This window comes from Streptomyces sp. SP18BB07 (genome assembly GCF_036322545.1).
In the GTDB taxonomy this organism is placed as follows: Bacteria; Actinomycetota; Actinomycetes; order Streptomycetales; family Streptomycetaceae; genus Streptomyces; species Streptomyces deccanensis.
Window position 1 is genome coordinate 1 of the sequence record NZ_JAQYWT010000203.1, and the last position, 318, is coordinate 318.

The 318-nt window shown below is 62.9% G+C and carries 1 protein-coding gene; it reads left to right on the forward strand.

Annotated features, from left to right (window positions below; all coding sequences use genetic code 11):
* A partial coding sequence (locus PUR53_RS02485) for an alpha-amylase family glycosyl hydrolase (protein ID WP_443080255.1) occupies positions 1-318 on the forward strand: 318 nt, incomplete at both ends.

Sequence of the window (318 nt, forward strand, 5' to 3'; positions counted from 1 at the left end):
GGAACTGGTAATCGACTGTTTCCGGCTGGACGCGGTGCCGTACCTGTACCAGCATGAGGGCACCAAATGCGAAAACCTTCCCGCAAGCCATGACTTCCACATGCGGGTGCGGAAGGAGATCGACGCGCACTACCCCGACACGGTCATCCTCGCGGAGGCCAATCAGTGGCCGGAGGACGTCGTCGACTACTTCGGCGACGTCGCCAGCGGCGGCGACGAATGCCACATGGCGTTCCACTTCCCGGTGATGCCGAGGATCTTCATGGCGGTACGGCGGGAATCCCGCTACCCCGTCTCGGAAATCCTCGCGAAGACCCC